At 71.4% G+C, this 25,919-nt stretch carries 19 protein-coding genes and 1 pseudogene; 12 read left to right on the top strand and 8 right to left on the bottom strand.

The features are described 5' to 3' along the window. Window positions 1–5,436 (bottom strand): annotated as a pseudogene (locus tag ACFWUQ_RS20955) (SDR family NAD(P)-dependent oxidoreductase); the annotation flags it as partial. A 437-nt stretch (window positions 5,437–5,873) separates the two neighbouring features. Here ACFWUQ_RS20955 and ACFWUQ_RS20950 point away from each other — a divergent pair. Then, window positions 5,874–7,463, top strand: a complete 1,590-nt coding sequence (locus ACFWUQ_RS20950; RefSeq protein ID WP_384540014.1) for an aspartate aminotransferase family protein — start codon at window positions 5,874–5,876, stop codon at window positions 7,461–7,463. Window positions 7,464–7,530: 67 nt separating this feature from the next. Here the strand turns inward: ACFWUQ_RS20950 and ACFWUQ_RS20945 are convergent, their stop codons facing one another. After that, a complete protein-coding gene (locus ACFWUQ_RS20945) occupies window positions 7,531–7,962 on the bottom strand; it encodes a PPOX class F420-dependent oxidoreductase (RefSeq protein ID WP_384540012.1) in 432 nt (143 codons plus the stop codon). Window positions 7,963–8,012: 50 nt separating this feature from the next. Here ACFWUQ_RS20945 and ACFWUQ_RS20940 point away from each other — a divergent pair, with 50 nt between their 5' ends. The 3 genes from ACFWUQ_RS20940 to ACFWUQ_RS20930 all read left to right on the top strand — a co-directional run bounded on the left by ACFWUQ_RS20940 (window position 8,013) and on the right by ACFWUQ_RS20930 (window position 11,503). Further along, a complete protein-coding gene (locus ACFWUQ_RS20940; protein WP_384540010.1) occupies window positions 8,013–8,420 on the top strand; it encodes a MerR family transcriptional regulator in 408 nt (135 codons plus the stop codon). Window positions 8,421–8,482: 62 nt separating this feature from the next. Next, entirely contained in the window at window positions 8,483–9,742 is a 1,260-nt protein-coding gene (locus ACFWUQ_RS20935; RefSeq protein ID WP_384540007.1) for a winged helix DNA-binding domain-containing protein, read from the top strand. A 45-nt stretch (window positions 9,743–9,787) separates the two neighbouring features. Further along, entirely contained in the window at window positions 9,788–11,503 is a 1,716-nt protein-coding gene (locus ACFWUQ_RS20930; RefSeq protein WP_384540005.1) for an AMP-binding protein, read from the top strand. Window positions 11,504–11,564: 61 nt separating this feature from the next. Here ACFWUQ_RS20930 and ACFWUQ_RS20925 read toward each other — a convergent pair whose 3' ends face one another. Both ACFWUQ_RS20925 and ACFWUQ_RS20920 read right to left on the bottom strand, forming a co-directional pair. After that, entirely contained in the window at window positions 11,565–12,053 is a 489-nt protein-coding gene (locus tag ACFWUQ_RS20925) for a glutathione peroxidase (RefSeq protein WP_384540002.1), read from the bottom strand. Window positions 12,054–12,124: 71 nt separating this feature from the next. Next, window positions 12,125–13,069, bottom strand: coding sequence for a hypothetical protein (locus tag ACFWUQ_RS20920; RefSeq protein ID WP_384540000.1), 945 nt, complete (start codon window positions 13,067–13,069; stop codon window positions 12,125–12,127). A gap of 277 nt (window positions 13,070–13,346) precedes the next feature. Here ACFWUQ_RS20920 and gcl point away from each other — a divergent pair, with 277 nt between their 5' ends. Beyond that, a complete protein-coding gene (gene gcl / locus ACFWUQ_RS20915; protein WP_384540036.1) occupies window positions 13,347–15,125 on the top strand; it encodes a glyoxylate carboligase in 1,779 nt (592 codons plus the stop codon). Window positions 15,126–15,245: 120 nt separating this feature from the next. Here gcl and ACFWUQ_RS20910 read toward each other — a convergent pair whose 3' ends face one another. The 4 genes from ACFWUQ_RS20910 to ACFWUQ_RS20895 form a co-directional block, all read right to left on the bottom strand. Then, complete coding sequence (locus ACFWUQ_RS20910; protein WP_384539998.1) at window positions 15,246–15,737, bottom strand: TetR family transcriptional regulator C-terminal domain-containing protein; 492 nt, start codon at window positions 15,735–15,737, stop codon at window positions 15,246–15,248. 529 nt (window positions 15,738–16,266) lie between these two features. After that, a complete protein-coding gene (locus tag ACFWUQ_RS20905) occupies window positions 16,267–17,724 on the bottom strand; it encodes a catalase (RefSeq protein ID WP_384540033.1) in 1,458 nt (485 codons plus the stop codon). 235 nt (window positions 17,725–17,959) lie between these two features. Further along, entirely contained in the window at window positions 17,960–18,850 is an 891-nt protein-coding gene (locus ACFWUQ_RS20900) for a 2-hydroxy-3-oxopropionate reductase (protein WP_384539995.1), read from the bottom strand. Window positions 18,851–18,925: 75 nt separating this feature from the next. After that, the gene (locus ACFWUQ_RS20895) at window positions 18,926–19,759 is read right to left on the bottom strand and encodes a TIM barrel protein (RefSeq protein ID WP_384539992.1); all 834 of its coding nucleotides are present in this window, start codon (window positions 19,757–19,759) and stop codon (window positions 18,926–18,928) included. Window positions 19,760–19,884: 125 nt separating this feature from the next. On the opposite strand from ACFWUQ_RS20895, the gene ACFWUQ_RS20890 reads away from it, so the two are divergent. The 7 genes from ACFWUQ_RS20890 to ACFWUQ_RS20860 all read left to right on the top strand — a co-directional run bounded on the left by ACFWUQ_RS20890 (window position 19,885) and on the right by ACFWUQ_RS20860 (window position 25,867). Then, the gene (locus ACFWUQ_RS20890; RefSeq protein ID WP_384539991.1) at window positions 19,885–20,136 is read left to right on the top strand and encodes a hypothetical protein; all 252 of its coding nucleotides are present in this window, start codon (window positions 19,885–19,887) and stop codon (window positions 20,134–20,136) included. Beyond that, the gene (locus tag ACFWUQ_RS20885) at window positions 20,133–20,516 is read left to right on the top strand and encodes a helix-turn-helix domain-containing protein (RefSeq protein WP_384539988.1); all 384 of its coding nucleotides are present in this window, start codon (window positions 20,133–20,135) and stop codon (window positions 20,514–20,516) included. Before ACFWUQ_RS20890 ends, ACFWUQ_RS20885 begins: the two co-directional genes overlap by 4 nt. Before the next feature lie 154 nt (window positions 20,517–20,670). Next, window positions 20,671–21,177 carry a 2-oxo-4-hydroxy-4-carboxy-5-ureidoimidazoline decarboxylase gene (gene uraD, locus ACFWUQ_RS20880; RefSeq protein WP_384539986.1) on the top strand — a complete coding sequence of 169 codons (507 nt, stop codon included), beginning with the start codon at window positions 20,671–20,673 and terminating at the stop codon, window positions 21,175–21,177. A gap of 8 nt (window positions 21,178–21,185) precedes the next feature. Continuing rightward, window positions 21,186–21,590 carry a hydroxyisourate hydrolase gene (gene uraH / locus ACFWUQ_RS20875; protein WP_384539983.1) on the top strand — a complete coding sequence of 135 codons (405 nt, stop codon included), beginning with the start codon at window positions 21,186–21,188 and terminating at the stop codon, window positions 21,588–21,590. Window position 21,591: 1 nt separating this feature from the next. Further along, a complete protein-coding gene (gene pucL, locus ACFWUQ_RS20870; RefSeq protein WP_384539981.1) occupies window positions 21,592–22,515 on the top strand; it encodes a factor-independent urate hydroxylase in 924 nt (307 codons plus the stop codon). 190 nt (window positions 22,516–22,705) lie between these two features. After that, window positions 22,706–24,109, top strand: coding sequence for an 8-oxoguanine deaminase (locus ACFWUQ_RS20865; protein WP_384539979.1), 1,404 nt, complete (start codon window positions 22,706–22,708; stop codon window positions 24,107–24,109). Between the two features lie 369 nt (window positions 24,110–24,478). Beyond that, window positions 24,479–25,867 carry a nucleobase:cation symporter-2 family protein gene (locus tag ACFWUQ_RS20860; RefSeq protein WP_384539976.1) on the top strand — a complete coding sequence of 463 codons (1,389 nt, stop codon included), beginning with the start codon at window positions 24,479–24,481 and terminating at the stop codon, window positions 25,865–25,867. Window positions 25,868–25,919: the final 52 nt, after the last annotated feature.

The raw sequence follows: 25,919 nt of genomic DNA, 5'->3' as shown, positions 1-25,919 counted from the left end.
TCAGTTGCTGGCCCGGCCGAGTTCGTTGTCGATGAAGTCGAGGAGCTCCGCGGTCGAGGCCGACTCCAGGGACCCCGCCGGCTCCGTCTCGCCGGGTGTTCCCCATGCCTCCATCCACCGCGAGAGGATGGTCTGGAGCCGGACGGTGATGTGGGCGCGGTCCCCGTCGTCGTCCGTAGCCGCCGACAGGACGTCCTCCAGCTTGTCCAGTTCGGCGAGGACCGGGGACTGCGGTGCGGCCCCGTCGGCCGGCGCGACGGCGGCGAGCAGGAAGTCGGCGAGCGCGGCCGGCGTCGGGTGGTCGAACACCACGGTCGCCGGCAGCCGGGCGCCGCTCACGGCCCCCAGCCGGTTGCGCAGCTGCACGGCGGTGAGCGAGTCGAAGCCCAGCTCCTGGAACGGCCGCTGGGCGTCGACGGCCGCCGCGTCGCGGAAGCCGAGCACGACCGCCACCTCGCCGCGCACCAGGTCGAGTACGAACTCCTGCCGCTCGGCGCCGGCCAGGTCGGCGAGCCGCGCGGCGAGCGGGAGGCCCCCGGTGGCGTCGGTCCGCGCCGTCCTGCGGGTCCCCACCCCGGCCAGCCCCCGCAGGAGCGGCGGGATACGGTCGCCGGCGCGTACGGCCGCCAGGTCGAACGGCGTGGCGGTCAGCGCGCCGGCCTCCACGGTGAGCGCGGCGTCGAACAGCTCCAGCCCCTCCTGCGCCGCGACCGGGACGAAGCCGTCGCGGGCGAACCGGGACCGGTCGGTGTCGGTCAGCCCCGCGTTGATCCCGCCCGCCACGTCCCACAGGCCCCATGCCAGCGAGGTCGCGGGCAGTCCCCGTGCCGTCCGCCGGAGCGCCAGCGCGTCCAGGAAGGCGGCGGCCGCGGCGTAGTTGGCCTGACCGGGCCCGCCGAACACACCGACGAGCGAGGAGAACAGCACAAAGGCCGACAGGTCGTGGTCGCGGGTCAACTCGTGCAGGTGCCAGGCGGAGTCCGCCTTGGCCCGCAGCACCGAACGCACCTGCGCGTCGGTCATCGAGGGGACCAGGTCGTTGTCCAGGACGCCCGCCGCGTGGACGACACCGGTCAACGGGTGCTCGGCGGGCACCTCGGACAGCAGTGCCTGGACGGCGTCGCGGTCGGCGACGTCGACGGCCGCGAAGCGCACCGTCGCGCCGAGGGCGGTGAGCTCCTCGCGCAGCAGGTCGGCGCCGGGGGACCGCTCGCCGCGGCGGCTCGCCAGCAGCAGGTGGGAGACCCCGTGCTCGGCGACGAGGTGGCGGGCGACCGCCGCGCCCAGGGCGCCCGTACCGCCGGTGACCAGGACGGTGCCCGCCGGCCGCCAGACCGGGTCCGGGCCGCGCCGTACGGCGTCGGGGGCGACCCGGCTCAGCCGGGGAACCAGGATCCGGCCCTCCCGTACCGCGGCCTGGGGTTCGTCCGAGGCGAGCAGGGCGGACAGGGCCTGCGCGGCCACCCGCTCCGTGTCGGCGTCGACGAGCACGATGCGGTCCGGGTTCTCCGCCTGCGCGGAGCGGACCAGGCCCCAGAGCGCCGCCGCGTCGAGGCGGAGCTCGTCCGACTCGGCCGCGGCCGCCGCGCCCCGGGTGACGAGCACCAGCCGGGAATCGGCCAGCCGCTCATCGGCCAGCCACTCGCGCAGCAGGGCCAGCGCGGCCCGGGTGCTCTCGTGCACGCGGACGAGGACATCGCCGTCGGCAGCGCCCTCGTCCCGCGCCGCGGCCTCCAGGTGGACGAGGAGGACGGGCGCGGGCGCACCGGCTGCCACCGCCCGGCCGGCGGCCGCGAGGTCCGCGTAGTGCGGGACGCCGGGCTCCCCGTCCGGTATGCCGCCCAGGGTCGCCCAGGGCGCGGGGCGGTCCGGCTGCCGGGAGGGCAGCGGGGTCCAGGTGAGCCGGTGCAGTGCGCGCAGAGGGCCGGGGGCGCCGACGAGGTCGGCGGGGGCGGCCGCGCGCCGGACCACCGACTCGACGGTCGCCACCGGCACGCCGTCCGCGTCCGTGAGCAGCACGGAGACGGCTCCGTCGGCCAGCGGGGTGAGCAGGGCGCGCACGGAGGTGGCGCCGGGGGTGTGGAGCCGTACGCCGCGCCACCGCACGGCGAGGCGCGGGGCGGCGGGAGCCGCGTCCGCCCCGGCGTCCGAGGCCAGGGCGCCCTGCAGGAGCAGCGGGTGGACGCCGAAGTTCCCGGGGTCAGCGGCGAACTCCTCGGGGAGGCGGACCTCGACGGCCCGGGCGAGGGCCTCGGGGGCCGGCGCCGGGACGGCGCTCGCGCCGTCCTCCTCGCGGAGCGTTCCGGTGGCCACCTTCATCCACTCGGCGGCGTCCGCGTCGGGCCGGGCGTGGACGGTGACCGGTCGGCGGCCCGTGTCGTCCGGCGCGCCGACCCGCACCTGGAGCGGTACCTCACCGGAGTCCGGCACCGCGAGGTGGGCCGTGACGGCCAGCTCCTCCAGGACCGGGCTGCCGACCTCGCCACCGGCTCTGACCGCCGCGTCGACCAGCGCCGACGCCGGCAGCACCGCGGTGTCCGAGAGGGTGTGCTCCACCAGCCAGGGCTGCGACTGCACCGAGAGCGCCACGCTGAACAGGACCTCGTCGGCGCCGGCCACGGCGACCGCCGTGCCCAGCAGGGGGTGGTCCGAGGGGCCGGGGCCGAAGCGGTGCGCGGCGGCCGCCGACGGCTCCAGCCAGTACCGCTCGCGCTGGAAGGGGTACGTCGGCAGGTCGACCGCCCGCGCACCGGTGCCGGCGAAGAAGGCGGGCCAGTCGACGGCCACGCCGCGTACGTGCAGCTGCCCGACCGCGCTGACCAGGCCGCGCGCCTCGGGGTGCTTGCTGCGCATGGCGGGGATCGCGACGGCCCCGCGCTCGACGCCGGCGGCGGCCAGGGCCGACAGGACGCCGTCCGGGCCCAGTTCCAGGAAGGTGGAGACGCCCTCGGACTCCAGGGTGCGGACCGCGTCGAGGAAGCGTACGGACTGCCGGAGCTGGTCCACCCAGTAGTCGGGCGTGCTCCACCGGTCCCCGTTCTCGACCTGGCCGGTCACGGTGGACACGATGCGGATCTTCGGCCGGTTGAAGGTCAGGCCCCGCGCGATCGTGCGGAACTCCTCCAGGATCGGGTCCATGCGCGGCGAGTGCGAGGCCTGGCTGATCGGCAGCCGCTTGATGGAGCGGCCCCGCTCCTTCCAGATCGCCGCCACGGCGAGCGCGGGCTCCTCGTCGCCCGAGACGACCACGGAGTTCGGGCCGTTGATCGTGCCGACCACCACCCGGCCGCTGTCGCCCAGCGTTTCGAGGACCTCCTCCTCCGTCGCCTGGACGGCGATCATCGCGCCGCCCTCGGGCAGCGACCGCATCAGCCGCCCGCGCGCGGTCACCAGCGTGGCGGCGTCGGGCAGCGACAGGACGCCCGCGACGTGCGCGGCCATCAGCTCACCGGTGGAGTGGCCCATCACGAAGTCCGGGTGCACGCCCCACGCCTCGAACTGGCGGAACAGGGCGACGCCGACGGCGAACAGCGCGGCGAGCGTGTAGTCGATCTTGTCCAGCTCGTCGCCCGAGTCGATGACGGCACGCAGCGGACGCGGCAGGTGCTCGTCCAGCGCGTCGCACACCTCGTCGAACGCGGCGGCGAACACCGGGAACGAGGCGTGCAGTTCCTGTGCCATCCCGATCCGCTGGGCACCCCCGCCGGTGAACATGAAGGCGGTCAGGCCGTCCTCCTGCACCCCGCGTACGGCGGCGGGATCGTCGGCGGCCAGGTCGGCCAGCCCCTGTACGAGCTCCTCGCGGTCGGCGGCGACGACCACGGCCCGGTGCGGCAGCGCCGAACGCGTGGTGGCCAGCGACAGCGCGGCGTCCAGGTGGCCGACCTCCGGGCGCCGGGCGAGCAGGGAACCCAGCGCGCGGGCCTGGTCGCGCAGCGCCTGCGCGGACTTCGCCGACAGCACCCACGGCGCGAGCGGCAGGCTCACGGCGGCGGGCGGTGCGGCGGCGGCCGGTGCGGGGGCGGGCGTCTCCTCGGCCTCGGCGTCGGCACCGGCGGTCTCGGCCGGGGCCTGCTCGATGATGACGTGCGCGTTGGTGCCGCTGAACCCGAAGGAGGACACGGCGGCGCGGCGCGGCCGGCCGGTCTCCGGCCACGGGCGGGCCTCGGTGAGCAGGGACAGCGCGCTGGAGTCCCAGTCGATGTGGGGCGTGGGCTCGTCGGCGTGCAGGGTCCGCGGGAGGACGCCGTGCCGGATCGCCTGCACCATCTTGATCACGCCGCCGACGCCGGCGGCGGCCTGGGAGTGCCCGATGTTGGACTTCAGCGAGCCCAGCCACAGGGGCTGGTCCGCCGGCCGGTCCTCACCGTAGGTCGCCTCCAGGGCGCCGGCCTCGATCGGGTCGCCGAGGGTGGTGCCGGTGCCGTGCGCCTCGACCACGTCGACGTCCGAGGGGGACAGCCGCGCGTTGGCCAGGGCCTGGCGGATCACCCGTTCCTGGGCGGGGCCGTTGGGGGCGGTGAGGCCGTTGCTGGCGCCGTCCTGGTTGATGGCCGAGCCCCTGAGCACGGCCAGCACCGGCAGGTTGTCGCGCCGCGCGTCGGACAGCCGGGCCACCAGCAGCATGCCGACGCCCTCGGCCCAGCCGGTGCCGTCGGCGGACGCGGCGAAGGACCGGCACCTGCCGTCGGGGGACAGTCCGCGCAGCCGGGAGAACTCGACGAACGGCATGGGCGTGGCCAGCACGGTCACGCCGCCGGCCAGGGCGAGGTCGCACTCGCCCCGGCGCAGGGCGGCCGCCGCCAGGTGCAGGGCGACCAGGGAGGAGGAGCAGGCGGTGTCGACGGTGACGGCCGGGCCCTCCAGGCCGAAGGTGTACGCGAGCCGGCCGGACGCCACACTGCCGGCGCTGCCGCTGTACAGGTACCCCTCGAACTCCTTGGGCGGCAGGTACGGGCGCGAGCCGTAGTCGTTGTACATCGCGCCCACGAACACACCCGTACGGCTTCCGCGTACCGCGTCCGGGACGATCCGGGCCCGCTCGAAGGCCTCCCACGCCGTCTCCAGCAGCAGCCGCTGCTGGGGGTCGGTGGCCAGGGCCTCGCGCGGCGACATGCCGAAGAACTCGGGGTCGAAGCGGTCGGCGTCGTGCAGGAACCCGCCGTGCCGGGTGTAGGACTTGCCCACCGACTCGGGGTCGGGGTCGTAGAGGTCGTCGGACCACCCACGGTGCTCGGGAAAGGGCGACACGGCGTCGACGCCGTCGGCGACCACCTGCCACAACTGCTCGGGAGAACTCACGTCGTGGGGGTAGCGGCAGGCCATGCCGACGATCGCGATCGGCTCCTGCTCCCGCTCCTCCACCTCGCGCAGGCGCTTGCGGGAGGCGCGAGCGTCGGCGACCGCACGCTTGAGGTACTCGCGGAGTTGGTTGTCGTCAGTCACGTGGTCTCAGCTCCATACTCGTGTGCGCCGGGGCACAGGGGGTCAAGTCGAGTTCGTCGATGAGGGGTCGAAGTTCTCTTCGGCGGTCGCGGATTCGAGATCTCTGTCGCCTCGCAGGCAAATCCGCCAGGTGACGATCCTGTCCTCGCGGCGAGCGTATCCGTATTCGGTTAATGCGCCCCGGAAAAAGGGGCACGGTCCGGTAATCGGATGCTCGCCGCTCCCATTGAACCGCTGATTACGACGCCCTTGCCGAAGCCCCCACAGGCCGGAGAGCGGGCTGTTACCGCGTAATTACGCCGCATCGGACAGTGTGCGGAGCGCCAATGCTAGAGTCTGCCCGGCGATCAGGCGGAGAAGTGCCCGGATATCCGGGAACAGGAAAACAGGAAAACAGAGTCGCGCGACACGAGCGAATAGGGGACGAGATGAACCCGGCGGTCGAAGACCTTGAAGAACTCGAACTGGCGGAGCCGTACATCGGTGCCTGGCTGGCCTCCCTGGGGCTCGGCGTCGAGTATGTGCGCTCCCGGGGGAACACCCTCTTCTACCGGAACGACAAGGGCGCGGAAGTCGCCGTACTCGACCTGGTGGGCGGCTACGGGTCAGCAATACTCGGGCACAACAACCCCGAGATAGTGGCGTACGCGAAGTCGCTGCTGGACCAGGGCACACCGATTCACGCCCAGTTCTCCCGGCATCCGTACGCCAATGACCTGGCGCGAAAGATCAACGCCATCATCCGGCGCGAATTCAATACCACCGAGCCCTATTCGGCGGTTTTCGCCAACAGCGGCGCGGAGGCCGTCGAGGTCGCGATCAAGCACGCCGAACTCGACCGCGTGATGAAGGTCGCCGAGCTCACGGAGTCCATCGATGCGCACCTCGACCAGGCGCGCGCCGCGGTGCGCGAGGGATCCCGGGTGGAGCCGGGCGAGGCGTTCGCCGGTGCCGGTATCGAGGGATCCGGAGAGGCCGCGCTGGACCGTGTGATCGCCGGCATCAGGAGCGTCAACGCCGAACGGGCCGCGGCCGGGCCGGTGTTCCTGGCCCCGGAGGGCTCCTTTCACGGAAAGCTGATGGGCAGCGTCCAGTTCACCCACAACATCGGGTACCGGACGCCGTTCAAGACCCTCGCCGCACAGTGCCGCTTCGTGCCCGTGGACCAGCCCGACGTCCTGGCGAAGGTCATCGAGGAGGAGCGCAAGACCCTGCTCGACGTCGAGGTCGCGGACGGCGTCGTGCGCGTGGTCGAACGCGACCTGCCCGTCTTCGGCGCCTTCGTACTGGAGCCCATCCAGGGCGAGGCGGGCATCAAGGTCCTCGACGGTGACGACGTCCGCCGCATCCGGGAACTCCTGGCCGCAGTCGACTGCCCGGTCGTCGTCGACGAGGTGCAGAGCGGCATGGGCCGCTCCGGAGCCTTCTTCGCCAGCTCGCACATCGGCCTCCAGGGCGACTACTACGCCCTGGCCAAGAGCCTGGGCGGCGGTATCGCCAAGGCGGCCGTCACACTCGTGCGCGGGTCCCGCTACCGCAAGGAGTTCGAACTCGTCCACAGCTCCACCTACGCCAAGGACAGCTTCTCGACGCTGATCGCGGGCAGGACGGTGGACCTGCTGGAGGCCGACGACGGGAAGGCCTACCGGCTGGCCGAGGAGCGGGGCAACCGGCTGCTGGCGATGCTGGGGACGCTGCGCGAGGAGTTCGGCGGCGTCGTCAAGGAGGTCCGGGGCCGGGGCCTGATGCTCGGCCTCGAATTCCACGACCTGTCCGACTCCCCGTCGGAGGTCCTCGCCGAGCAGGCACGGGGCGGGCTGCTCGGATACCTGCTCTCCGGCTACCTGCTGCGGGCGCACGACATCCGCATCTTCCCGACCGCGAGCGCCACGAACACGCTCCGCTTCGAGCCGTCCGTCCACCTCACCGACGCCGAGATCGACCGGACCGAGGCGGCGCTGCGCGCCCTCATCGCACTCCTCGCGGCGCACGACGCCGAGACCCTGCTCAACGCCTGACGCGAGGCCGGGGGCCGGGGCGCGCCGAGCACCCCGGCCCACGAGGCGTCGCACCCGCCGGTCGGGCTCAGTTGAGCTTGGCCCCGTACACCCGGTCCACGGAGATCGTCAGCAGCACCCGGCGCTCGCGCACCATCACCGCGCGGTACTCGTCCCAGTCCGGGTGCTCCCCGGCGGCCACCCGGTAGTAGTGCACCATGGCCTCCACCTCGGGGCCGTGGGGATCGGTCCCCGGCCCGGTCAGCGTCGCCACGCCCTCGACGGTCGCCCAGGCCCAGCCGTCGGGGCTGGACACCTCCAGGGTGGCGCGGGGGTCCCGGCGCAGGTTGGCGGTCTTGGCGAACCCCTCGCCCGTGGACACGTAGATCACGTCCGCCTCCTCGTCGTAGGAGGGCATCACCGGAGAGAGCTGGGGCCGGCCGTCCGCCTTGATCGTCGCGAGGACCCCGAACCGGGCGTCCGCGAGGAGCGAGCGCGGGTTGAAAGATGTGGTGGTCATGGCACGATCATCAACGTTCACATCGATATGAAGGTCAAGGTGGAGTGGGCATGCTGATCGGGGAGTTGAGCCGGCGGACCGGTGTACCCGCGCACCTGCTGCGGTACTACGAATCCCAGGGCCTGCTCCGGCCCGGGCGGGGCACCAGCGGCTACCGCGAGTACACCGACGAGGCCGTGCTGACGGTGACGCAGATCAGGAGACTCCTCGAAGCGGGACTGTCCACCCAGGAGATCGCATTCACCCTGCCCTGTGCGACGGGCACGGCACCCGACCTGGAGCCCTGCCCCGAGCTCTTCGCCCTGCTCCGCGCCCGCCTGCACGGCCTCGACGACCGCATCGCCACCCTGCTGTGCTCCCGCCAGGCCCTGCACACCTACATCAGCACCACCGAACGCCGCGCCTCCCAGCCCGCTCCCGCCTGCGACACCCCCGCCCTGCAGACCGTGCGCCCCTGACGCCCGCCCCGCGTCCCGTGCCCCGGGCGGACGGTGTCGGCGAGTGGGGCTACTTTGCTGTCATGCCCTCCAGGACCCGGACACCGCATCCCGTACTCGACACCCGCGCACTCAACCGTGCCACCCTCGCACGCCAGTTGCTGCTGAGCCGGGTGCGGATGTCGGCCAGGGACGCCGTCGCCCATCTCGTCGGGCTCCAGGCGCAGAACGTGAAGCCCCCGTACTTCCAACTCCACGCCCGGCTCGCCGGATTCCGCCCCGCCGAGCTCGCCGGGCTGATGGAGTCCCGCGAGGTGGTCCGGATGGTCACCCTGCGCTCCACCATCCACACCCACACAGCCCGCGACGCCCTCGTCCTGCGCCCTCTCGTCCAACCGGCCCGCGACCGCGAGGTCGCCCACTTCCGCACGGGGCTCACGGGGGTGGACCTGGACCGGCTCGCGGAGCTGGCGCGCGCCCTCGTCGAGGCGCGGCCGCGCACCATGGGGGAGTTGCGGGAGGAGCTGCTCCAGGAGTGGCCCGACGCCGACCCCCAGTCGCTCGCCGTCGCCGCGCGCTGCGGGCTGCCGCTGGTGCAGGTCACTCCGCGCGGGGTGTGGGGGCGCAGCGGGCAGGTCCGGCTCACCACCCTGGAGCGGTGGCTCGGGGAGGGGGCGCGGCCGCAACCGCCCGGGCCGATCCGGGCCGCTGCCGAGGGCGGTGCCGGAACCACCGCCGACGCCGGGACCGGGGCCGGGGCCGGAACCACCGCCGAGGCCGGGGCCGGGGCGGTGCGGCCCGTCGACGATGCCGTGCTGCGCTACCTGGCCGCCTTCGGACCCGCCTCCGTCAAGGACATGCAGACCTGGGCCGGGCTGACCCGCCTCCGCGAGGCCTTCGAGCGGCTGCGTCCGGGCCTGGCCGTCTTCCAGGACGTGAACGGCGTGGAGCTCTTCGACCTCCCCGACGCGCCCCGGCCCGACGCGGACACCCCCGCTCCGCCCCGCTTCCTCCCGGAGTTCGACAACCTGCTGCTCTCGCACGCCGACCGGTCGCGCGTCGTCGCCCCCGTCGTCAAGGGGCGCACCTGGACCGGCAACCAGGCCCACTGCACCCTCCTCGTCGACGGCTTCGTCGCCGGACTGTGGAAGCTGGACGGGACCACCCTGCGCATCGAGCTCTTCGACGAGGTCCCGAAGGCGGAGCGGGAGCGGATCACCGCGGAGGGAGAAGCGCTGATCGCCGCGATGGGCGGCGGCACGCGGGCCGCGGACGGCACGGACACCCCGGAGGCCCCGGACGTTTCCCGGGCGTCCGTACGCTTCGGGTCAATCCACGGCTGACGCCGCCCTGGTGGTCCGTCCACCCGGCGCGGCACCATGCCTGGCATGACGACCGACAGCGCGCAGAACGGCGCGCAGAGCAGCGCCACCGCACAGTTCCTCGCCGCACGGGACTTCCTGCTGGAACGCCGCGGGGACTACGAGGCCGCCCGCGCCGGGTTCACCTGGCCCCGCCCCCGGCATTTCAACTGGGCCCTGGACTGGTTCGACCGCATCGCCGCCGGGAACCACGGCGACGCCCTGCGGATCGTCGAGGACGACGGTACGACCGCGTCCCTCTCCTTCGCGGAGCTCTCCGCACGGTCGGACGCGGCCGCCGGCTGGCTGCGGGAGCAGGGCGTCGCGCCCGGCGACCGGGTGCTCGTCATGCTCGGGAACCAGCGCGAGCTGTGGGAGGTCGCCCTCGGCGCGATGAAGCTGCGCGCCGTCGTCATCCCGGCCACCCCGCTGCTCGGCCCCGCCGATCTGCGCGACCGGGTCGAGCGCGGACGCGTACGCCATGTCATCACCCGCGCCGAGGACACGGCGAAGTTCGACCAGGTGCCCGGCACCTACACGCGGATCGCCGCAGGCCCCGACGTGCCCGCCGGATGGCGGCGCCTCCAGGACATGGGCGGGGAGGACGCGGCCGGGACCGCCGGCCCCTTCGTCCCCGAGGGCGAGACCCTCGCGACCGACCCGCTGATGCTGTACTTCACCTCCGGTACCACCGCCCGCCCCAAGCTCGTCGAGCACACCCACGCCTCGTACCCGATCGGCCACCTCTCCACCATGTACTGGCTCGGGCTGCGGCCCGGCGACGTCCACCTCAACATCGCGTCGCCGGGCTGGGCCAAGCACGCGTGGTCCAATCTCTTCGCCCCCTGGAACGCCGGCGCGACCGTCTTCGTCCACAACTACACCCGCTTCGACGCCGAGCGGCTGATGGCCGAGATGGACCGGAACGGGGTGACCACCTTCTGCGCCCCGCCCACCGTGTGGCGGATGCTCATCCAGTCCGACCTCACGAAGCTCAGGACGCCCCCGCGCGAGGCCGTCGCCGCCGGCGAGCCGCTCAACCCGGAGGTCATCGACAAGGTGCGCGAGGCCTGGGGGATCACCGTCCGGGACGGGTTCGGCCAGACGGAGACGACCCTGCAGGTCGGCAATTTCCCCGGCGTGCCCGTGAAGCCCGGTTCCATGGGGCGCCCGGCCCCCGGATACGAGATCGTGCTCCTCGACCCCGTCACCGGCAAGGAGTCGCCGGACGAGGGCGAGCTCTGCGTGGACCTGCGGACCCGCCCGGCCGGGGTGACGACCGGCTACCGGGACGACCCCGGGCGCACGGCCGAGGCGATGGCGGACGGGCTCTACCGCACCGGCGACATCGCCGCGCGCGACGCCGACGGCTACCTCACCTACATCGGACGATCCGACGACGTGTTCAAGGCCTCGGACTACAAGATCAGCCCGTTCGAGCTGGAGAGCGCCCTGCTGGAGCACGAGGCCGTCGCGGAGGCCGCCGTCGTCCCGGCGCCGGACGCGCTGCGGCTCGCCGTACCGAAGGCGTACGTCACGCTCGCCGCGGGCTGGGAGCCCGGCCCGGAGACAGCCCGGGCGATCTTCGAGCACTCCCGGTCGGTGCTGTCCCCGTACAAGAGGATCCGGCGCATCGAGTTCGGCGAGCTCCCCAAGACGGTGTCCGGCAAGATCCGCAGGGTGGAGTTGCGGGAGCTCACCGAGGCCGGCTCGGCGGGGGAGTACACCGAGTCGGACCTCTGAGAGCGAGCCCGCCCCGCCCGGCTCACGGCAGCGCCTCGCGCGAACCTTTCCGGCCACGGCACTAGGCGGGCAGGTGGGCCTCGATCGCCGCGATGACCTCGGGGGCCTCGGGCTCGGTGCGCGGACGGAAGCGCGCGACGACCTCGCCGGCGGGGGAGATCAGGAACTTCTCGAAGTTCCACTGGATGTCCCCCGCCTCGCCCGCGGCGTCCGGGGTCTTCACGAGCTCCTGGTACAGCGGGTGCCGGTTCTCGCCGTTGACCTCGGACTTCTCCAGCATCGGGAAGGTGACGCCGAAGCCGGCGGCGCAGAACGTCTGGATGTCCTCGGCGTTCCCGGGCTCCTGCTCACCGAACTGGTTGCAGGGCACGCCGATGACGGTGAAGCCCTTCGCCTCGTACGCGAACTGCAGGCGGGCCAGCCCGGAGTACTGGGGGGTGAGGCCGCACTGCGAGGCGGTGTTCACCAGCAGGATGGCCTTGCCCTTGTGGGCGGCGAGACTGGTGGGCTCGTCGGACAGGGTGGTCAGCGGGATGTCGTACAGGCTCATCGGGCGCTCCTCGGCGGCTGGGCGGGGCAGGGGGAACAGCAGCACCGAGCCTAGGCCCTGCCCCCACGCCTCTACGCCCCGGACCCGACGAGTGCGTCCGCCGGGTCGTTGACCGGCTGCGGCATGCCCGTGAGGTCCATGACGAACAGCGGTATGCCCAGGTCGTCCGCGCGGGCGCGGGCGTCCTCCGTGTAACCGGCGAGGGAGAAGTAGACGCTGGTCGCCGACGAGGTGAGGCCGTTCAGCCAGACGCACTCCACCGCCCGCAGCCCGGCCGGCGAGGTCGTCGGGTCCACCTGCGCGACCAGCCCGGGCGCCCGCAGGTCGACGGCGGCCGAGGGGATGGGGCGGCCGTCCGGCTGGCGTACGTCCTGGAAGCCGAGCCAGCGCAGGTAGAGCGCCGCCGTGACCACCGCGTCCCGGGCCGTACGGATGGTCACCGGGCGGAACGCGGGCCTGGGCACCGGCGCGGTCGGCGGCGAAGGTATGTGCGCAGGCCCCCGGCGGTTCGCCCGCCCGCCGGAGGCGGCCGGCGGTCCGGCCCGGCCGGAGCGCCCGGAGGGGCCCGCGGCGCCGGGCGTGCCGACGGCTCCCGACCCTGAGGCCGCGGACCCGGACCCGGGCGCCGGCGGCGCGCCCGCCCCGGGCCCGCCGGGGCCGCCGGGGCCGTGCGCGTCGGGCGAAGCCGCGAGGTCCGCGCCGCCCGCGTCCCCAGGGCCACCCGGGCCGCCCGCGGGTTCCGTCACCCGCTCCAGGGGGTGCACCGGGAGCCGCACCACCGTCCCGCACGAGCCGCACCCCACCTCCGGCTGCGGCCACTCGCTCTCCCGCCCGCAGGACCCGCAGCGCACCGCCACCCAGGTGTCGGACCAGGTGCGGTGCGTCAGCGGATCCGGCGGGGCGGACAGGTCCAGCGGCGGGACGACCGGGCTCCCGCAGGCGCACGGGAACACCGGGGCCGTGTAGCTGTTCTCGCGCAGGCACGCCGGGCAGCGCACCGGTACCGCTTCCGCCATGAGACCTGGACCCCCTCCGTCGCTGTGCGTAGGTACATGCTCCACCACCGGCGACCGCCGGGCGAGCACGCCGCCCATTTCCAGCGGAATCCGGCCACGGGCCCCGGTCATTTGTGCAACTCGCCGAACAAGACGCGGCTTTTGGTGGTTTCCGGGGCCCGCTACCGCCTTGACGGCGAGGAGAGTCGCCACTTAGCTTGTTCCGTATAGCAGAACAAAACTTCCGGATTACGGAAAAGCCTGACCGCCAGACCCGCAGGAGAACTCGATGCCCCGTATGACAGCCGCCGCCGCTGCAGTGGAGATCCTCAAGCTTGAGGGCGTTTCGCAAGCGTTCGGCGTGCCCGGCGCTGCGATCAACCCGTTCTACCGCGAGCTCAAGAACGTGGGCGGCATCAACCACACGCTGGCCCGCCACGTCGAGGGCGCCTCGCACATGGCCGAGGGGTACACGCGTGCCAAGGCGGGCAACATCGGTGTCTGCATCGGTACCTCCGGCCCCGCCGGTACCGACATGATCACCGGCCTGTACTCGGCGATCGCCGACTCGATCCCGATCCTGTGCATCACCGGTCAGGCCCCGGTCGCGAAGCTCCACAAGGAGGACTTCCAGGCCGTCGACATCGCCTCGATCGCCAAGCCCGTCACCAAGGCCGCGACCACCGTCCTGGAGGCCGCGCAGGTCCCCGGCGTGTTCCAGCAGGCGTTCCACCTGATGCGCTCCGGCCGCCCCGGCCCGGTCCTGATCGACCTGCCGATCGACGTCCAGCTGACCGAGATCGAGTTCGACCCGGAGACCTACCAGCCGCTGCCGGTCTACAAGCCGCAGGCGTCCCGCGCCCAGGCCGCCAAGGCCCTGCAGTTCCTGCTGGAGTCCGAGCGCCCGCTGATCGTCGCCGGCGGCGGCATCATCAACGCCGACGCCTCTGATCTGCTGGTCGAGTTCGCCGAGCTGACCGGCGTCCCGGTCATCTCCACCCTCATGGGCTGGGGCGTCATCCCCGACGACCACGAGCTGAGCGCCGGCATGGTCGGTGTGCAGACCTCGCACCGCTACGGCAACGCGACGTTCCTGGAGTCGGACTTCGTCCTCGGCATCGGCAACCGCTGGGCCAACCGTCACACCGGCTACAACCTCGACGCGTACCTGGGCGACCGCAAGTTCGTCCACGTCGACATCGAGCCCACCCAGATCGGCAAGATCTTCGCGCCGGACTTCGGCATCGCCTCCGACGCCAAGGCCGCCCTGGAGCTCTTCATCGAGGTCGCCAAGGAGCTCAAGGCCGCGGGCAGGCTCCCGGACTTCTCCGCCTGGGCCGCCTCGGGCCAGGAGCGCAAGGCCACCCTCCAGCGCCGCACGCACTTCGACAACATCCCGATGAAGCCGCAGCGCGTGTACGAGGAGATGAACAAGGCCTTCGGCCCGGAGACCCGCTACGTCACCACCATCGGCCTGTCCCAGATCGCCGGCGCGCAGATGCTGCACGTCTTCAAGCCGCGCCATTGGATCAACTGCGGCCAGGCCGGCCCGCTCGGCTGGACCATCCCGGCCGCCATCGGTGCCGCCACCGCGGACCCGGAGACCCCGATCGTCGCGCTCTCGGGCGACTACGACTTCCAGTTCATGATCGAGGAGCTGGCGGTCGCCGCCCAGCACAAGGTCCCGTACGTCCACGTCCTCGTGAACAACGCCTACCTCGGCCTGATCCGCCAGGCGCAGGGCGGCCTCGGCATCAACTTCGAGGTCAACCTGGAGTTCGAGAACATCAACACCCCCGAGCTGGGTGTCTACGGCGTCGACCACGTCAAGGTCGCCGAGGGCCTGGGCGTCAAGGCCATCCGCGTCACCGACCCGAACGAGCTGGGCGCCGCCTTCGAGCAGGCCAAGAAGCTCGCCCAGGAGTTCCAGGTCCCGGTCGTCGTCGAGGCGATCCTGGAGCGCGTCACCAACATCTCGATGAGCAAGACCGTCGACATGAGCGACGTCACCGAGTTCGAGGAGATCGCGACGGAGCCGGGCCACGCCCCCACCGCGATCCGCCCGCTGACGGTCTGACCGACCCGGCAGTACCCGACGGCCCCCGTCCCTCCGCGAGGAGGTACGGGGGCCGCCGCGCGTCCGCCGCGTCCACCGTGCGTGCCGCCCGGGAGGGCCGAGGCCCCGGCCCGGCGGTGCCTACTGCTCGGGGTGGGGGCCGAGTTCCGCGTCGAACGCGCCGGCCAGTAGCTCGCGGGCCCGCTCCAGCGTCAGGGAGCCGCTCAGTCGGCGCCCGCGCCGCCCCTCCACCAGCGCGGTCAGCCGCTCGGCGGTGTCGGCCGCGACGGCGCGCACATCGGCGAGGCCGGCCGCCTGGGCGTCCGAGACGCACTCCGTCACGTCCTGGGGCCAGGAGGCCGTGGAATGGGCGAGGGCGGCACGCAGGTCGCCGGCAAAGAGGGCACTGGACCGCAGCTCGCCCCAGGCGGTGCTGGTCTCGCGCCCGGCCGGGGTGTCCTGGAGCTCGCCGAGCAGCAGGTGCAGCAGCGCGGCGCGGGCGTCCTCGGTGCCTCGCAGGGCCTCGTCGGTGCAGCCGGTGGCGCGGTCGCTGATGAAGGCGAGCGTGCGCTGGACCAGGCCGGCCCGGTCCTTGAAGTGGTAATGGACGAGCGCGGTGGAGACCCCCGCCACCCCTCTTACTGACTGAGCTTTCAGTCAGCCCCCCGATAGTTCCCCCTCGCCGCGCGCTGGTCGGGCGTCGGGCGGCGCTTCCCGCGGGTGCGCGCGCCCCGGGCCTCGCGCGGGAATGACAGAGCGCCGGGTCACGGGACCGTCCGTGACTCGGCGCTCTGGGTGGTTACCGCCCGACGGGGCGAGGCTGGCGCGACAGGACGTTCGCACCGCCGGGCGGAGTAGGAGGGGGAGGTTCCCCGTGTTCCGGGCGGGGCCTGGGCGCGGCCCCTGTCCGGGAGGGGAGTTCGGTGGGACCGTGGCGGCCGGCGACGAGAACTTCGGCGCCGTCTCCCTCAGGTCAAGAGACGGGCCTCGGAACCCATTACCACCGCACTGGCTCGCACGCCCGCCACGGTCCTCACGCGACGCCAGCCGCACGGACTGGCGCAGTCGGCCCCCACCACGTACCACCCCTCATCCGGGTCCGCGGTGCGGGCACAGCACCCGGGGCCTGACCTCCCGTCAGGCCCCCGGTACAGCTGGTGGCTCAGGCGTCGCGCAGGGCGCGGACGGCCTCCTCGACGCGCTTGCCGTAGTCGGCGTCGGCGGCGTGGAAGTGAGCCAGGTTCTTCTCGATGACGTCTTCCAGCGTGACCTGGGACAGGCCGCCGGCGATGTTCGCCACCAGGCGCTGCTTCTCGGCCTCCGACATGAGGCGGTAGAGCTCGCCGGCCTGGAAGAAGTCGTCGTCCTTGGTGTGGGCCGGGGCCTCGTGGGTGCCCGTGTAGCCGGAGACGGCCTTCGGGGCGCCCAGCGCCAGGCCGGTCTCGACCGGGCCGCGGTACGAGTTGGGCTCGTAGTTCTTGTCGTGGCGCGAGCCGTTGCGCAGCGCCATGACACCGTCGCGGCCGTAGTTCTCGGCCTTCGTCGCCTTCGGGGCGTTGACCGGCAGCAGGGTGTGGTTCACACCGAGGCGGTAGCGCTGGGCGTCGGCGTACGCGAAGAGGCGGCCCTGCAGCATCTTGTCCGGCGAGGCGGTGATGCCCGGGACGAAGTTGTTCGGGGAGAAGGCGGACTGCTCGACCTCGGCGAAGACGTTGTCCGGGTTGCGGTCGAGGACCAGGCGGCCCACGCGCTGCAGCGGGTAGTCGCTGTGCGGCCACACCTTGGTGAGGTCGAACGGGTTGAAGCGGTAGTCCGCGGCCTCGGCGGCGGGCATGATCTGGACGTAGAGGGTCCAGCTCGGGTTCACGCCGCGCTCGATCGCCTGCAGCAGGTCGGTCTGGTGCGAGTTCGCGTCCTTGCCGACGAGCTCGGCGGACTGCTCGCTGGAGAGGCAGCGGATGCCCTGGTTCGTCTTGAAGTGGTACTTGACGAAGAAGGCCTCGCCCTGCTCGTTGGTCCACTGGTAGGTGTGGGAACCGTAGCCGTTCATGTGGCGGTACGAGGCCGGGATGCCGCGGTCGCCCATGAGCCAGGTGATCTGGTGCGTCGCCTCGGGGGCGTGCGCCCAGAAGTCCCAGACGTTGTCCGGCTCCTGCTTGCCCGTGAAGGGGTCGCGCTTCTGGGAGTGGATGAAGTCGGGGAACTTGATCGGGTCCTTGATGAAGAACACCGGGGTGTTGTTGCCGACGAGGTCGTAGTTGCCCTCTTCGGTGTAGAACTTGAGCGCGAAGCCGCGCGGGTCGCGGACCGCGTCCGCGCCGCCGAGCGAGTCCGCCACGGTGGAGAACCGCAGGAAGGTCTCGGTCTTCTTGCCGACGGTGTTCAGGAACGCGGCGCTGGTGTACGCGGTGACGTCGTCGGTCACCTCGAAGTAGCCGTACGCGGCCGAGCCGCGGGCGTGCACCACGCGCTCCGGGATGCGCTCGCGGTTGAAGCGGGCGAGCTTCTCAAGGAGCTGCTGGTCCTGGACCAGGAGCGGGCCACCGACGCCGGCGGTGGCGGAGTTCTGGTTGTCGGCGACCGGGGCGCCGGACTCGGTCGTCAGCGTGCGCTTCGACATGGTGACCTTCCGTACGGGTAACTGCTGACGGAAAGTGCCTTCCGTCATGCGGAACAGCCTAAATTCGGCACGATCTAAACGTCAACAGTTTGTTGAACGAAGTTGAGGAGAGGGTAATCCGGACGGTGCCGGCGCTTGGGCGCGACAGGACAGGTGTCAGCACCGGCACCATCCGGAAACTCAGGTCCCCGCGCGGGGGAGGGCGGACCGGCGGCCGAACCGCCGGTCCGGGGGATCAGACCTGGGCGCCGGAGAGGCGCTCGACGGCGCGCAGCAGGGCCGAGTGGTCCAGGCCGCCGTCGCCCTGGGCGCGCAGCGAGGCGACCAGCTGGGCCACGACCGCGCCGACCGGCAGGGCGGCGCCCACGTTGCGGGCGGCGTCGGTGACGATGCCCATGTCCTTGTGGTGCAGGTCGATCCGGAAACCGGGCTTGAAGTCGCGGTTCAGGAAGTTGTCCTTCTTGCGGGTCAGGACCGTGGAGCCGGCCAGACCGCCGTTGAGGACGTCCAGGGCGGCCTGAAGGTTCACGCCCGACTTCTCAAGGAAGACGACGGCCTCGGCGCACGCCTGGATGTTCACCGCGACGATGAGCTGGTTGGCGGCCTTCACCGTCTGGCCGGAGCCGTGCGGGCCGCAGAGCACGATGGTCTTGCCGAGGGCCTGGAGGACCGGCAGGGCCTCGTCGAAGTCGGCCTGCTCGCCACCCACCATGATCGACAGGACGGCCTCGATGGCGCCGGCCTCGCCGCCGGACACCGGGGCGTCGATGACGCGGATGCCCTTCTCGGCGGCGTTCTTCGCGAGGTCGACCGAGGTCTGCGGGGTGATCGACGACATGTCGATGACCAGCGCACCGGACCTCGCGTTCTCCAGGATGCCGTTCTCACCGTAGGCGATGGCCTCGACCTGCGGGGAGGCGGGCACCATCGTGATGATGACGTCGGCGTCCTTGACGGCCTCCGCGATGGAGCCGGCGGCGCTGCCGCCGGCGGCGGCCAGGCGGTCCAGCTTGTCCTGCTCCAGGGTGAAGCCGGTGACCGGGTAGCCGGCCTTGAGGAGGTTCTCGGCCATGGGGGAGCCCATGATGCCGAGCCCGATCCACGCGATCTTGGGGAGGTTGCTCATGATGAGGGTCCTTCTCTTAATGCTTTGTACGAAAAGTTTGCGACGTGCCTGGCAGATCGCCCGGACTTGGTCCGCCTACCGGGCGGCGCGGGCCCCGGCCGGCAGCCACGCGAAGGACGCGGCGGCGTCGGCGGCCTTGTACTCCAGGCCTACGTAGCCCTCGTATCCGGCCTTCCGCAGCTGGTCGAGCAGCTCTTCGAGCGGCAGCTCCCCGGTGCCCGGGGCGCCGCGGCCCGGCTTGTCCGCGATCTGGACGTGCCCGGTCTTGGCGGCGTACTTTTCGATGACCTCGGAGAGGTCCTCATCGTTCATCGCCAGGTGGTACAGGTCGAGCAGGAACTTGGCGTTCCCGAGGCCGGTGGCCTCGTTCACCTTGTCCACCACCTCGATGCCGGCCGGAGCGCTCACCAGGGGGTACAGCGGCGACTCGGGCTTGTTGAGGGTCTCGATCAGGAGGACGGCGCCCACCCGGTCGGCGGCCCGGGCGGCCGCGACCAGGTTCTCCAGGGCCAGCTCGTCCTGGACGGCCGGGTCGACACCGTCGACGCGGTTGCCGTAGAGGGCGTTCAGCGCCTTGCAGCCGACCGAGGCCGCGAAGTCCGCGGCCACGTTGATGTTGGCGTTGAAGCGCTCCGACTCCTCGCCGGGCACCGAGACCGCGCCGCGGTCCGGACCCGGCAGCTTGCCGGCGTAGAAGTTCAGGCCCACCAGCTGCGTGCCGGCGTCCTCAAGAGCGTTCTTGAGGGCGTCGAGCTCCGCCTGCGGGGGAGTGGGGGTCTCGATCCAGGGCCACCACAGCTCGACCGCCGTGAAGCCCGCCGCGGCGGCAGCCGCGGGGCGCTCCAGGAGCGGGAGTTCCGTGAAGAGGATGGACAGGTTCACATCGAAGCGCTGGTCCGTGTATCCCATGAGGGGTGTGCGCTCCTTCCGTATCGCGGAAGTTGTTTTCTGCTTGATGGAAGACTGCATCGAGGTTCGCGTGGCTGTCAAGTACGGACTGCCGAAAAGTCCGCAGTCCCGGGTAGCTTGACCGCGTGCGATTGAGAGTGGAATTCACGACCGAGCCCTTCGATCTCGAAGAGGCCCCCGCCCATGCCGTGGCCGCTCGCGAGGTCATCCAGAAGGCCCGGCTGGACGCGGTGGACGTCGGCCCGTTCGGCAACACGGCCGAGGGCGAGACCGACGCGGTCCTCGTCGCGGTGACCGCGCTGCTGCGCGACTCCCTGGCGGCCGGGGCGACCCGGGTCTCGCTCCAGGTCAACGTGATCGGGGAGGAGGCGCCGTGAGCGAACCCAGCGACCACCCGTTCGTCACCGCGGTCAAGCCGCTCGTGGACGCGATGGGCGGCGAGCTGATGGATCCCTCCCTGGCGCAGCCCGACGACGTCGTGCTCACCTGGGAGGGGCAGGAGCTGCTGGCCGTGCGCCTGCCCCAGCTGTCCGACTCGCTGGACCACATCCTGGCGGCGCTGGAGCGCCGGCACGGCGTACCGCTGTCGCAGCTCGACCGGAAGTCCAAGCAGGACGTGGTGCGGATACTGGAGGCGCGGGGCGCCTTCTCGGTACGGCACGGCGTGGAGACTGTGGCGGGCGCCCTGGGCGTAAGCCGTTTCACCGTCTACAACTACTTGAACAGGGAAAACCCCAACAAGAACAGCCGCGAGTGAGCACCTACTGACCCGCAGTGACCAGCCGCCGCCCAATTCACCCGGGCGGCGGCTTTTGTGTACGGGAAGTTTCAACAAAGTGTTGACGCCGTGTGGTCGAGGGCGTTAGCTATGCGCAGCCCGTCAAAGCAACAACAGGCCACGGAGGCCTACCGTGACTTCGAGTCCGACCCCGGGTCTCACCCGGTTCAACGCCTTGGACGACAGCGCGGCCGCGGCCGAGCTGCACGAGGTGTGCGCCAGTTCGGCATGGGGCGGCAAGCTGCTCGCCCGGCGCCCCTTCACCACCGCGGAGTCCCTGTTCTCGGCCAACGAGTCCGCCATGGCGGAACTCACCGCCGAGGACCTGGCCGAGGCGATGGGCGGCCACGCGCCGATCGGCCGGCCGAAGCCGGGAGACCCGACCTCCGCCCGCGAGCAGCGCGGTATGGCCGGTGCCTCGGAGGAGCTCAAGAGCGAGCTCCTCGAACTGAACCTGGCCTACCAGGAGAAGTTCGGCCACGTCTTCCTCATCTGCGCCACCGGTGCGACCGGTGAGTTCATGCGGGACGCGGTCAAGGTCCGGATCGACAACTCGCCGGAGCGGGAGCGGGAGATCGCCCGCGGCGAGCTGGTCAAGATCAACAAGATCCGCCTGACCCGACTCGTAGAAGGAGAGTGAAGCCGAGTATGAGCACCGAGACCACCGCGTCGGTGTCCACGCACATCCTGGACACCAGCATCGGCAGGCCCGCCGAGGGCGTCGCCATCGCACTGTCGGCCCGTACCGGGCTCGACGGCCGGTGGGCGGCCCTGGGCGGTTCCGCCACCGACGCGGACGGGCGCTGCAAGGACCTGCCGGCTCTGCCGGAGGGCACCACCCACGTACGCCTCGACTTCGAGACCGAGTCGTACTTCGTTGACAAGAACCGTTCCACCCAGCAAGCCGAGGCGCAGCAGGACGCCCCCCGCGTAAGGGACAGCGGTGCGTTTTTCCCGGAAGTGACGATCACCTTCGCTGTCACCCCCGGCGAGCACTACCACGTACCGCTGCTGCTCAACCCGTTCGGCTACTCCGTTTACCGAGGGAGCTAGCATGGCCACGATTCTGGGCCAGAACCAGTACGGCAAGGCAGAGAACCGCGTCGTCAAGATCACGCGGGACGGCGACACCCACCACATCAAGGACCTGAACGTCTCGGTCGCCCTCTCCGGCGACATGGACGACGTCCACTACTCCGGCTCGAACGCCAACGTCCTTCCGACGGACACCACCAAGAACACGGTGTACGCCTTCGCCAAGGAACACGGCATCGAGTCCGCCGAGCAGTTCGGCATCCACCTGGCGCGCTGGTTCGTCAACAGCCAGGAGCCGATCCAGAAGGCGCGCATCCGGATCGAGGAGTACTCCTGGGACCGGATCGCCACCTCGGACGCCAACTCCAAGTTCATCGGCTCCGACGAGGTGAACCACTCCTTCGTCCGCCAGGGCATGGAGACCCGCGTCACCCAGATCACCTACGACGGCCAGAACTGGGAGGTCATCTCCGGCCTCAAGGACCTGGTCGTCATGAACTCCACGAACTCCGAGTTCTGGGGGTACGTGAAGGACAAGTACACGACGCTGAAGGAGGCCTACGACCGCATCCTGGCCACCCAGGTGTCGGCCCGCTGGCGCTTCAACTGGTCGGACGACGAGCAGCGGATGCCCAACTGGGAGAAGTCCTACGCCGAGGTCCGCAAGCACATGCTGCAGGCCTTCGCGGAGACCTACTCCCTCTCGCTGCAGCAGACCCTTTACCAGATGGGTTCGCGCATCATCAACCACCGTTCGGAGATCGACGAGGTCCGCTTCTCGCTCCCGAACAAGCACCACTTCCTCGTCGACCTGGAGCCCTTCGGCCTCAAGAACGACAACGAGGTCTACTTCGCCGCCGACCGGCCGTACGGTCTGATCGAGGCGACCGTGCTCCGGGACGGCGTTGACGCCCGCATCCCCGTGGACATGACCAACCTCTGACGCGGCAGGCGTGTCCCGGGGCTCCGCAGTGGCCCCGGGACCGCGCGACACCCTTCAGCTTCCTGAATCGGCACCCGGACGTATCACTCGGGGCGGCAGTACTGTCAGCTGTCAAGGCCCCCGGCTCCGGCACTCAAATCTCCTGGGCCTTGCCGTGCCCGCACCGCCACTGAAAGCACGAGGAAGTCCCATGGCAGCATCGGCAGCCCTTGACAGCGCGGTCGAGCGCATCGTCATCGAGAACTGTGCGATCGCGACCGTCGACGCGAACGACACCGAGTACGCCTCGGGTTACGTGGTCGTCGCAGGCAACAAGATCGAGTCGATCGGTGCGGGCAGGGCCCCCGAGAACCTCGACAACGTGGTCCGCCGCATCGACGGCACGGGTCACCTCGTCACCCCCGGCCTGGTCAACACCCACCACCACTTCTACCAGTGGATCACCCGCGGCCTGGCCACCGACCACAACCTCTTCAACTGGCTCGTCGCGCTGTACCCGACCTGGGCGCGCATCGACGAGCAGATGACGTACACGGCCGCCCAGGGCTCCCTGGCCGCGATGGCGCGCGGCGGTGTCACCACCGCCATGGACCACCACTACGTGTACCCCAAGGGCTCCGGCGACCTCTCCGGCTCGATCATCCGCGCCGCTTCCGAGATGGGCGTCCGCTTCACCCTCGCCCGCGGCTCCATGGACCGCAGCGAGAAGGACGGCGGCCTGCCGCCGGACCACGCCGTCGAGACCCTTGAGGGAGCGCTCGCCGACACCGAGGCGACCGTGAAGAGGTACCACGACGCCTCCTTCGACGCGATGACCCAGGTCGCCGTCGCCCCGTGCTCCCCCTTCTCGGTCTCCACCGAGCTGCTGAAGCAGGGCGCCGAGCTGGCCCGCCGCCTGGGCGTGCGCATGCACACGCACGGCTCCGAGACCGTCGAGGAGGAGCAGTTCTGCAAGGAGCTGTTCGGCATGGGCCCGACCGACTACTTCGAGTCGACCGGCTGGCTCGGCGAGGACGTGTGGATGGCGCACAGCGTCCACATGAACGACTCCGACATCGCCGCGTTCGCCCGCACCAGGACCGGTGTCGCGCACTGCCCGTCCTCCAACGCCCGTCTGGCCGCCGGCATCGCCCGCGTACCGGACATGCTCGCCGCCGGCGTACCGGTCGGCCTCGGCGTGGACGGCACCGCCTCCAACGAGTCCGGTGAGCTGCACACCGAGCTGCGCAACGCGCTGCTGATCAACCGCTTGAACCCGGTCCACCGCGAGCGCGCCCTGAACGCGCGCCAGGCCCTGCGGCTCGGGACGTACGGCGGCGCCCAGGTGCTCGGCCGGGCCGACAACATCGGTTCGCTGGAGGCCGGCAAGTGCGCCGACTTCGTGATGTGGAATCTGAGCACCTTCCTGCACTCCTCGATCGCCGACCCGGTCACCGCGCTGGTCTTCGGCGCCGCGGCCCCCGTGACGGCCTCGTTCGTCAACGGCAAGCAGATCGTGGAGAACAACCGACTCCTCTTCGCCGACGAGGACGCCATCGCCGTGTCCACGCGGGAAGAGGCCCAGCGCCTCGCGCGGATCTCCGCGCAGGCCTGATCCCCCGGAGTCCGGCCGGGGGGGACGGCCCCCGGCCGGTAGCCGCGGACCCGAGCGGGGTCCGTCGGCAGCCGACCCCGGGAAGCGCCTTCGGCAGATCCGAAGGCGCCCCCGGGGCCGGTGGCCCGCGCCCTGCGCACGGCGCCGAACCCCCACCGCGCCACTGCGACGGCACCTCCAGCTCGTCAGCTCGTCAGCTCGTCAGCGCGATCACCGCGGAACCGACTCGGGCGAATCGATTCCGCACCCTCGGGACACGACATCCGACGCACCACCCCCAACTGAATACAGGCTCGACTCGCACCGCTTTCGCACCACCTCCATGACACCCACGTCCCTGCCGACGTGTTTAACCGACCGGAGGAAGCCGTGGCCGCAACGCCCAGGTTTCGCAAAGACGCAGTCGCAGTACCGGAGGAGAAGCACCCGGTCGACGAGACCCTGCCTCCGCTGAAAATGTTCACGAGCGGCCTCCAGCACGTGGCCGCCATGTACGCGGGTGTCGTCGCCCCGCCCATGATCGTCGGCCCCGTCGTCGGTCTCTCCGCCACCGAGACCGCCTTCCTGATGGGCGCCTCGCTCTTCACCGCCGGGCTCGCCACCCTCCTCCAGACCCTCGGCTTCTGGAAGATCGGCGCCAAACTCCCCTTCGTCAACGGCGTCTCCTTCGCCGGTGTGACCCCGATGATCGCGATCGGCAAGGGGGAGGGGGACAACGCCATCCCCGTCATCTTCGGCGCGATCATCGTCGCCGGTGTGCTCGGCTTCTTCGCGGCCCCCTACTTCGGCAAGCTGGTGCGCTTCTTCCCGCCGGTCGTGACCGGAACGGTCATCACCCTGATCGGCGTCTCGCTCCTGCCGGTGGCCTTCAACTGGTCGCAGGGCGGGAACAGCGCCGCCACCGACTACGGCTCGATGAAGAACATCGGGATGGCCGGCGCCACCCTCGTCATCGTCCTGCTGATGCGCAAGTTCCTGCGCGGCTTCCTCCAGCAGATCGCCATCCTGCTCGGCCTGGTCGCCGGCACGCTCATCGCCCTCCCGCTGGGCATGACGAGTTTCGAGGCCGTCCGCGAGGCCTCCCTCATCGGCTTCCCGACCCCGTTCCACTTCGGCGCCCCGCAGTTCCAGGTGGCCGCCATCATCTCCATGTGCATCGTCATGCTCGTCTGCATGACCGAGTCCACCGCCGACATCCTGGCGCTGGGCAAGATCGTCGGACGCCCGGCGGACGCGAGGACCATCGAGGGGGGCCTGCGCGCCGACACGCTGGGCAGCGCGATCAGTCCGCTGTTCAACGGCTTCATGTGCAGCGCCTTCGCACAGAACATCGGCCTCGTCGCCATGACCAAGGTGCGCAGCCGCTTCGTCGTCGCCGCCGGCGGCGGCATCCTCATCCTGCTCGGGCTGTGCCCGATGGCCGCCTCTGTCATCGGCGTGGTCCCGCTGCCGGTCCTCGGCGGGGCGGGCATCGTCCTGTTCGGCTCGGTCGCCGCCAGCGGCATCCAGACCCTGGCGGGCGCGGCGATGGAGAAGGGGGAGAACGCCCTGATCGTCGCCGCCTCGGTGGGCATCGGCCTGATCCCGATCGCCGCGCCGCAGTTCTACCACGCCTTCCCGAAGGACCTGCTGGTCGTCCTCGACTCCGGGATCAGCACCGGCTGCGTCGTGGCCATCCTGCTCAACCTCGCCTTCAACCACCTCGGCGTCAGGAAGAACGCGGCCCCGGCGTCCCCCGACCCGGTGCCGGTGCACTGACAGCCCCACCGGCCCCACCGGCCGCGGCGGCGCGCACGCCACCCACTGCGGG

Origin of the sequence: Streptomyces sp. NPDC058662 (assembly GCF_042716255.1) — a bacterium.
In the GTDB taxonomy this organism is placed as follows: Bacteria; Actinomycetota; Actinomycetes; order Streptomycetales; family Streptomycetaceae; genus Streptomyces.
Note: the sequence above shows the minus strand (reverse complement) of the source record. Positions and strands in the feature narration are given on the sequence as shown.

Coding starts and splice junctions, on each gene's coding strand:
- ACFWUQ_RS20950 (WP_384540014.1), top strand. CDS start 5,874: ATGAACCCGGCGGTCGAAGACCTTGAAGAACTCGAACTGGCGGAGCCG.
- ACFWUQ_RS20925 (WP_384540002.1), bottom strand. CDS start 12,053: ATGAGCCTGTACGACATCCCGCTGACCACCCTGTCCGACGAGCCCACC.
- ACFWUQ_RS20945 (WP_384540012.1), bottom strand. CDS start 7,962: ATGACCACCACATCTTTCAACCCGCGCTCGCTCCTCGCGGACGCCCGG.
- ACFWUQ_RS20940 (WP_384540010.1), top strand. CDS start 8,013: ATGCTGATCGGGGAGTTGAGCCGGCGGACCGGTGTACCCGCGCACCTG.
- uraH (WP_384539983.1), top strand. CDS start 21,186: ATGAGCACCGAGACCACCGCGTCGGTGTCCACGCACATCCTGGACACC.
- ACFWUQ_RS20905 (WP_384540033.1), bottom strand. CDS start 17,724: ATGTCGAAGCGCACGCTGACGACCGAGTCCGGCGCCCCGGTCGCCGAC.
- ACFWUQ_RS20900 (WP_384539995.1), bottom strand. CDS start 18,850: ATGAGCAACCTCCCCAAGATCGCGTGGATCGGGCTCGGCATCATGGGC.
- ACFWUQ_RS20920 (WP_384540000.1), bottom strand. CDS start 13,069: ATGGCGGAAGCGGTACCGGTGCGCTGCCCGGCGTGCCTGCGCGAGAAC.
- pucL (WP_384539981.1), top strand. CDS start 21,592: ATGGCCACGATTCTGGGCCAGAACCAGTACGGCAAGGCAGAGAACCGC.
- ACFWUQ_RS20935 (WP_384540007.1), top strand. CDS start 8,483: ATGCCCTCCAGGACCCGGACACCGCATCCCGTACTCGACACCCGCGCA.
- ACFWUQ_RS20895 (WP_384539992.1), bottom strand. CDS start 19,759: ATGGGATACACGGACCAGCGCTTCGATGTGAACCTGTCCATCCTCTTC.
- ACFWUQ_RS20930 (WP_384540005.1), top strand. CDS start 9,788: ATGACGACCGACAGCGCGCAGAACGGCGCGCAGAGCAGCGCCACCGCA.
- gcl (WP_384540036.1), top strand. CDS start 13,347: ATGACAGCCGCCGCCGCTGCAGTGGAGATCCTCAAGCTTGAGGGCGTT.
- ACFWUQ_RS20865 (WP_384539979.1), top strand. CDS start 22,706: ATGGCAGCATCGGCAGCCCTTGACAGCGCGGTCGAGCGCATCGTCATC.